Raw genomic sequence first — 8,624 nt, forward strand, 5'->3', positions numbered from 1 at the left:
CAGAGAACAGAAAAGGATAGCATGTATGAACTGTCCGCAAAAAATGACCGACTGAGCATGCGCTAACAGCATCTCTATACTATCGACATCATCAACAAACATACGCTTAAGACTGCCGGTTCCTTTTTCCTGTATCCTGCCCATCGGCAAATTTTCCAAGCGTCTCTGAAGATAGATTCTGAGACGCATAAGTATATTATAGGCAGCATCGTGAGACATAGAGAGCCCTTTCACATAAAGTAAAGCATGTAAAACAAGACATATACATACACCTGCAATACATACTGTTATATATCCAAAGCTTATTGCCTCCCCCATTATCAACGGCTTTATGATCCTGTATACAAATAAAAATGGCAGAACCTGCAGCAACACAGCCAAAAGTATAACTATCCCGGACAATATAGTCCTGTTTCTGTACGATCCCGCATATTCTAAAACTTTATTGAACATCTGTATTTCTCCTTCCATCCAAATTACTATATCGGTTATCTGAAAATTTACGCCTCACTTTCTTCGCACAATCATACCCTCAAGTCAGATCATGAGATACAGACAGGCATAAAAAAACGCATATAGTTATGCGTAGCTAACTTTATGCGTTATATTTTAATTCCATATTATACTGGTTTCTACCAAAATTCTGTTTGTTTTTAATAATTTTAAGTAAACTTCTCTATACTTTTTGCCATCAAGGCCTGTAGTCCTTAGGAAGAACTCCGTATTTTTTTTTGAAAGCTGATGAAAAATGACTCATATTTGAATAACCGCACAAAGCAGCTGTCTGAGTCACATTCAGTCTGTTTCCTGCCAAAAGATATGCTGCATGTTCCAGCCTCTGTTCTATTACAAAAGAATGGACTGACATTCCTGTTATTTCTTTAAAATCTCTGCTTAGTTTTGAAAGACTTATTCCTGCTTCCTTAGCCAGTCCTTCTCCATCAGGCACATTTACGCAATCTTCTATAATTCTCTGCCTCACTTGAAGCGCTGCTGCTTTGTCAGTTCTTGATATAATATTATTTCTCTGTCCGTTCATTACTTCTTCAAAGCATACAGCGACCAGCTCCCAAACCTTACCTTCCATGTGAAGATCTGCAAGAACTCCATTATATTTTTTCGTTTCCTCGATTTCAGTCAGCAAACGTTTCGTATAAGCAGTGGCCTGTAATTTTGACGTGGATCTCAGCAAACATTTCACTTCAGATTTTATTCTCTCATCCATACAGTCTTCCATGATGCGCATAAATCTGCAAGTAGGTATCTGAATACTCTTAAATCTCAGTTCTCTGCCACCCTCATAGTTGCCTTCACTGACCGCAGACTTATCTCTATACATACAAAGCTCTCCCTGCTTCATATATACATGTTTCTCTCCCTCCATTTGCCAGTCCATGCCATTGTTAATAAAAAATACAATCTGTATTGTATCTGTTCCTCTGCCTGAGTTTTTTTTCACACGTATATCATGTGTCCATTTCATTCTCCAGTCAGTAAAAGATATTCCTTGTCTCGATTTCTGTTCTCTGACAGAAAACTCTCCCAACTCAGCAGGAATTTTGTTTATAAATTTCTGTATCGGTTCTCCGCCTGTTTTTTCAAACATCTCATTTATATACTTGTCGGGATTTGATATTGCCATGATTTCCTCCTTATTTAGTAAGGATATACTAACCAGATGCACATGTCAACCACCTCAAACAAGTTCTGTTATTTTATGGTAAAATAAAAAGCACTTGAAGTTTTACTTCAAAGTGTTTTTATCACCATATGGCTTCCATCTGGCCGTAGCTCTTTCTATTCTTTTATACCCTATAAGTTCCACATCAAATCCTGCCTCTCTGAATATCTGCGTAGGTTTGATTCCTTTCATATATTCCCTGACAAAATGTTGCTTGAATCCTTCAGAATATATAATTCGTGCGGAATTAACATCATCTACATATGGATTCTTTTCTAATTCTTGAATTTCGGCTTCTGTGAATTCTCTTCGTCCCATAACATTCTCCCGTTCTCAATATTTTTTACAATGAACAAAGCGGGATCGTCGCAATGATCGATTCCCGCTGATGTTCATTTTCTTACTGAATTAACGTCTTATCTTTCTTCTGATGGTGACAACTCCTGCTCCCGCAGCCGCTATCATCACCGCTCCAATTACTGCTATAGGCATATCGTCCCCGGTTTTAGTCCCTGAACCGCTTGTCTTATCATAAGTATTAACAAACACAGCTTCATCTGCACCCGTTACTTTTACTTCCAGACTTCCGTTTTTATTATCAGTGACCTCTGCTTTTATATTATATACCGTATCATCGTACTGAACATTTTCTTCATCACCTTTTATCTCCGCGATAGTGTATTCATACGTATCAGCCTTGTCATAGTCGATCGCCTCGAATAAGATCTGTCCATTGCTGTCATTTTTAGCGCTTGAAACAATATTGCCTTCTTTATCTTTCAGAACAAATTCAAACTGTCCGTCCTGAAGTGTTCCGTTGACAAACTGTTTGGAAGCTCCAAATGCAGCTGACGTTCCCTTGGCCTCATAGGTATTATTGAATTCTATTTTATTTTCCCCATCTGCGGTTTCAAAGGTTACGGACAAGCCTCCCTTCGCGTCATCCTTTACATGCGCTATAACAGTAACTATCTTATCATCATAAGACACGCCTCCGAGATTATTATTCTGCTCTCTGACAGTGTATGAAATGTCTCCCGGCCTGTCATAAGTGATTTTAGGGAATGACACATTGCCATTCTCATCGTTTACCGCCTTTGCAACAACTTTATTATTTGCATCTACCAATTCAAAGATAAATTCTCCTTTATTAAGGTCTCTTCCATCAATATTTTTGGTAATTTTGATTCCCCCATCACCTGTAAGACTGGAATCAGTTGGAGTCACACTATAGATATTGGTAAAAGTAAAGGCTGCGCCGTCTTTCGGTTCTCTTTCTGCAGTCAGACCTCCCTTTCCATCATCCTTCAACGTTATTTTTAAAGTTTTGCTTTGACTGTCATTAGTAACACCATCAACCTTGCCCGATTCACTCACTGTATAAGTGAAGGTTTTACTTCTTGCACCGTCTGAATCCGGTTCAACTTCCTCCAGATCATCTGCCTCAAAGTTCACAGTACCAAAGTCCACGTTGCCGTTTTTATCATTTTTGACTGTTGTATCTTCAGGCATCGGCGCTCCATCCTCTCCTTTGAGGGTAAATGTAAAGGCCTCTTTGATATCCGGTTTTGTAAGCGCTGCATCAGCATCCAATATTTTGCTTCCGTTGATATTTACAGATATCTTGTCTGCATTGGCTCCGTAAGTGTTTTCGAAATCAAGCTTATCCGCTCCATAAGCAGTCGCCGTCAGAGTACCGTCTTTATTATCTTTGACTTTTACTGTAAAATCAACGCTTCCTTTATTTACTGTAATCTTCTTATCTGAAAGTCCCTCTGTGAGCTCTTCTGCTGTATAGCTTACAGTATACGTATCATCAGTCGGGTTAAATGTTGCTCTTCCCTCTTGGGTTAGCTTTGTGAGCTGTTCGCTGGAATAACTCAAGGATTTGTCAAATGTTATTTTTCCTTCAGCATTATTAGTGCCTTTGGCTACGATACCATCATCCCTGGAAGTTCCCTGGTAGCGAACCCGGAAGCTGAACTCTTTATCAGCCATCTTTCTGCCGTTCAGCGTCTTCGTTCCGGATAGACTCACAGCGTTATCGTCCGGCGTTTTCGCATTATATTTATTGGTAAATGCCAGTTTAATAGGTTCCTGACCAACCTGAGTATTGCTGTCCCACTCAACCGTCTTTACTACCGCTGCGTCTTTTTCTACAACAGTGACTGTTTTCAGCGTACCATCCTTATTGTCAGAAACAGTAATACTTACATTATATTCAGCCTTGTCGTAATCCTCATAACCACTGCCCTCTGGGGTATTTTCCTTAACTGAGAAGCTGTATGTTTCATCTATATCCGATTCATCAAAAGTAAGATTGCTGAACTGCGCAACCACTGCAGGGACACCTGCATCTGCGCCTGCTTCGTTTGCAAATGAACCGGTCATCTCTTTCATCCCAAGCTTCTTCATAGTCGCATTGTCTTCCGCAGTAATTGTAAATTCAAATTTATCTGCTTCAAGAGGCTGATTATTCAAAGTCTTGGTTACCTGAATACCGCCGACAGCTGCATAATCCATGTTTGCACTATAAATATTCTCAAAATTACTGTGTGTAACCTGCGGAGTAGCAGTCAGTTTTCCGATTCCATCTTTATCCGATACGTTAACTGTAATAGTGGCTTCTTTTGAATCATATGTCAGTCCGTTTGTTCCCGAACCCGTCTGATCCTCAGTCACCTTATAAGTATAGGTCCCGGCAGTCGTAAACTTTATTTCTCCGAAACCAAAACTTACCCTATCCTCAGCTTCTGTTTTATCCTGATCTTTCGCCATCTGATAATCCACCGTTACGCTGCTCTTCTGCGGCATCGGCTCGTTTCCGGTCGCTCCCTCCAGTTTAAAATTGAAACTGTCTGTATCGGTCCAGTCTCGTCCTAATAAAGACTTCGTAAATCTTGTATCAAGATTTAAAGATACAGGGTCTACACTGTAACTGTTATTGAAATCCACACGAGGTGTTTGATCTTTGGAGCTATCATATTCTGTTCCTTTATGATTCTGGATCTCGTTTCCGTCTGCATCCTTGACTTTAGTAACGGTGGTTATAGTATGCATAGATCCGTCGCCATCGTCTTTTACTGCTATTGCCACTTCAAACTCAGACTTATCATATTTAACTCCGCCGCTATCTCCTATGCTCTCCTTAACGGTAAACTTATATGTCTTTCCTGCATTTTCATGGGTAAATTTAATGCCGCTGAGCTTTTTCATAGTTTCCGAAACTCCGGAATTGCGATCACTGGTATTATTGAATACTTTATCCGAGTTTGACAGCAGTTTGTCTGCATCCTCTTTGCTCACATTGCCATCCTGGGAATCCGACGCTGTTATGGTAAATCCAAACTCTCCTGCCTTCATACTGCGTCCGGTCAGCGTCTTTGTCACTTCCAGACCTCCTGCCTCATTTCCGTAATCCATGGAAGATCTGTATTCATTGGTCCACTGAAGCTCCTGAGAATCGTCCGAAAGCTTAGCCTTCATATTTCCGTGGGAATCATCAGTAACGGTGATTTTCACAGTCTTCTCACTCTTATCATAAGTCATACCGTTAACATCCGTTCCCAACTCTTTCACTTTGTACGTGAAAGTTTTTGTAAAGGTATAGATTTTTTTGCCGTCTTTTATTTCCTCTTTACGGGTTCCATCCGCAACGTCTTTCTGGGTGAAGGTTATATCGCCGAAAATAATATCTTCGCTCTTTCCGGCTGACGGATCAATGGAAATCGTTCCCTTGTTGCCCGATGTTTTCGTTACTCCCGAAGGAAGCGGCGCTCCGTTTACGCCTTCCACTTCGAAAGTGAAGCTGTCTCCGGTTTTGAAATCACGCCCTGTAATATTCTTTTCGCCTTTAAGACTACGCGCGGTGGAAGCATTATATGTATTATTAAATCGGAAATACTGGTATAAATCTCCGTTTTCATCTACCAACTCTGTCTTAATTAACTGCTTGGTAGAATCTTCTGGATCTGTTTCGGTTTTTACCTTCACTATAACTATTTTTTCTGATTTATCAAACGTAACACCGTTGTATACCCATTCTCCATTACTGTTCTTATCAGCATTCGTCAAACCTTCACCTTCATAAGTTCCATCCTTTGTCGGCTGCAGCTCACGAATCACATATTTATATTCTTTATCTATATTTTTTGTTTTAAATGTGGTTCCGGATATGGTAATATCGCCGTTTGTCAGGTTGCGGTATATATACTTTCCTCCTGCGCCCTTTGCCGGCATAGGCTGATTACCTAAATCAGATGTATCAAAAGCATCCTGTGTATCTATATCACGCACTCCTGCCGCTTCTATGGAAAATGCAAACTGTTCGCTTTCTGTATAATCCTGAAGGTTCTTATTGTTCATATTTTTCTGTCCGGCTATTATGATTGACTGTTCGCCGGCAGCATAAGTATTGGTAAAATTCAGAAAATGCTCCCCTGCCCCGGGATATGTACCATCTTCTTTAAAATACATTGTCTCCCAGTCTTTTCCTTCATGACCCTTTTCAATCTTCAGATTTCTTATCTGAAGATGACCGCTACCGTCATCTTTGACATCAAAGGTCAGCCGGTAGTTAGTATTGTCATATGTGATCCCCGGCTGCAGGCTGCTTGGCAGCTCCTCATAAGCCATATATTTATAACTTCCTTCTTCTGTAAAGGTAAGCTCTATGTCAGTTCCGAAAGAAATATTGGCTTTGTCTTTTCCCAGATGATCCTCGCCTTTTATCTCGCATTCCAAAGGTTTGCCTATCAAAGAATCATCCTTATCCTGCTGCTGCAGTTTAAACGTAAAACTGTCTCCCTCTTTAAAAAGACGATCTTTTAAAGTTTTTGTTCCTGTCAGACCTAAATCTATCAGTCTGACGGTCTTTTCTTCCACAGAATAATTATTTACAAATACTGCCTCATTATTATCACCGGCAGCTATAGTTCCTGCTGCGGAAGACGCTGCTCCGCTGCCATTTACCGGAGATGTCTGGACAAATCCTTCCGGAATCTCCCCTTTTACCTCTTCAACCGTATAACCCATGCCTTTATCAAGACCATATACGCGCAGGCTTTCTCCTGCCTTTAGCTTAAAGGTTTCTCCTGATTTAATCTTATTAAGTGATCCTGCTGTTTGCTGACCTTTACTGTCAAAGATCTTCGCCGCATATTCTTTATCGGAATTTCCGCCTGTAAACTCCAGCTTGAAGGTGAATTCCGCATCCTCCGGAGCAGTAAGTCCGGCATCTGCAGTCACTTCTTTTTTTACCGTAAGCTGACCAGGAAGCTCTACATCCAGACGCCCGTTATTTCCGAGATACACGTTAATATCTTCAGCATTCAGCACATCGTCTTTATCCCATTTAGGATTTATGATCTGGGTGGCGGTATTTGTCTTATTTCCGCCTACAGCTGTTTTATCAAGAACCGTATCTGTCACTTCGTGAATTCTCGGCGTGCCTTTTTCAATATAATATTTTCCTGAGATATCTGATTTCACTGCCTCCGAATACTTTGTAAGATTTGCTCCCGACACCTGAATTGCTTCTGTCTGCAAAGTATCCTTCGTACTGTCATAATAAGTTCTCTGATACCAATATGTTTCTCCGCTCAGCGGTTCTTTGTCAAGTTTAGTCTTGCAGTCTCTATCTGTATACAGATATGTATCTTCCGTATAGAAGTAAAATCTGTTGGTAGATGCCGGTGTAAAGTTAACAGTCGTATCACCTGATGCCTCACCCTTTGTATAATCGTTGGAATAAAAGCTGACTTTGCCTTCATCATTGGTATTAGCATCAATATATCCTTGCAGATCACTGTCCGGATCTGCAAGATTGTCCAGCGCCTCCTGCTTCACACTTACATCGTAAAAAATACGCATTGGCCACGCATTAGTTACCTCAGTGGAAATCGTACCGTCCTCATCATCTTCCTCTACATTAAACTGACGAAGAGGAATAAGAGCAGCCGGAATCTTAACCTCCACCGTATCGCCCTCTATACCGTCACCTTTGGTCACCGTAATTTTAATATCGGACAGATCGGCTTCCGGGTAAAGAGGATTGCCCACTCCATGTGTATTCTCTCCTCTAAACACATAAGTGACTGTATCTCCTCTCTGAGAATCGCTTACTTGATCAAATACCTGATCAGCGTAAATGATAGTATTAAAATCATCTACCTGCATATAATTCCCCAGCTTATCTGTGAAAGTCACATACCCATCCTCTGCCGGATTATCTCCCTTTACCTGTGTAGGAAAACCTGTCCCTTCAGTAATTTCTGCAAAAATAGAATTGAAGACATCTTCAAGTGAGCCGCTCTCTTTAGTAGTCTTATAATAATTCCTTTTGCTTTCTTCAACCGGAGTTCCCATGTTCCCTATGTTATATCCGGTAGCATCCGGATAATTGCTGGACACAGCCTGCATAAAACGGTTAGTATCTCTGGTTAAATCATTCTCATCTGCTCCGGAAAATATCCCCACAGAATATATAAAAGCATTATTTTTTGTCTTCAGATCTCCTGCGGCACGGATAGTAGCATTGGCTGTCCCTGCATCCACGCCGTTTCCTCCGCCCGGTTCTCCGTCAGTAAAAAATATCACGATCTGCTGAGCATCGGCGCGGGCATTTTTCATTACAGTCTTTGCTTCATCCATACCATCATCAGAATATGTTCCGCCATTGGTTTTTAAATTACTGATGGTCTCCTTCAGATCAGTCTGTCCCTCGCCTTCACAATTTATCAGACTATTCTCAATATCAGCGCTGCTGCTATAGGTCACGATACCGACTCTGTGCTTCATCTTTTCATCAGAAATCTGGCCGTTAGCCACAGCAGTCTGATCTATGAATGCGTTGGCCGCAGCCTGCAGCTGCTCTCTCTTTGTCTGCCGGCTTTCATAAAACTGCACATGATCATCATTAGAATCATCTGCTGACGTCTTTGGC

3 protein-coding genes and 1 pseudogene are annotated in these 8,624 nt (G+C 41.0%); all 4 read right to left on the reverse strand.

Features of this window, described 5'->3' with window-relative positions:
- Positions 1–453: pseudogene (locus ACLR96_RS09665) on the reverse strand (ABC transporter ATP-binding protein); the annotation flags it as partial.
- Positions 454–691: 238 nt separating this feature from the next.
- Complete coding sequence (locus ACLR96_RS09670; protein WP_177267538.1) at positions 692–1,642, reverse strand: helix-turn-helix domain-containing protein; 951 nt, start codon at positions 1,640–1,642, stop codon at positions 692–694.
- A 102-nt stretch (positions 1,643–1,744) separates the two neighbouring features.
- Positions 1,745–1,999: an HTH domain-containing protein gene (locus tag ACLR96_RS09675; RefSeq protein ID WP_177267539.1), complete on the reverse strand. Its 255-nt coding sequence runs from the start codon at positions 1,997–1,999 to the stop codon at positions 1,745–1,747.
- 90 nt (positions 2,000–2,089) lie between these two features.
- Positions 2,090–8,587, reverse strand: coding sequence for a Spy0128 family protein (locus ACLR96_RS09680; RefSeq protein WP_412265786.1), 6,498 nt, complete (start codon positions 8,585–8,587; stop codon positions 2,090–2,092).
- Positions 8,588–8,624 lie beyond the last annotated feature (37 nt).

Origin of the sequence: Lentihominibacter sp., assembly GCF_046951855.1 — a bacterium.
GTDB lineage: Bacteria > Bacillota > Clostridia > Peptostreptococcales > Anaerovoracaceae > Lentihominibacter > Lentihominibacter hominis.

Excerpts from the sequence above, each read along its gene's own strand:
- ACLR96_RS09670 (WP_177267538.1), bottom strand. The coding sequence starts at position 1,642 with ATGGCAATATCAAATCCCGACAAGTATATAAATGAGATGTTTGAAAAA.
- ACLR96_RS09675 (WP_177267539.1), bottom strand. The coding sequence starts at position 1,999 with ATGGGACGAAGAGAATTCACAGAAGCCGAAATTCAAGAATTAGAAAAG.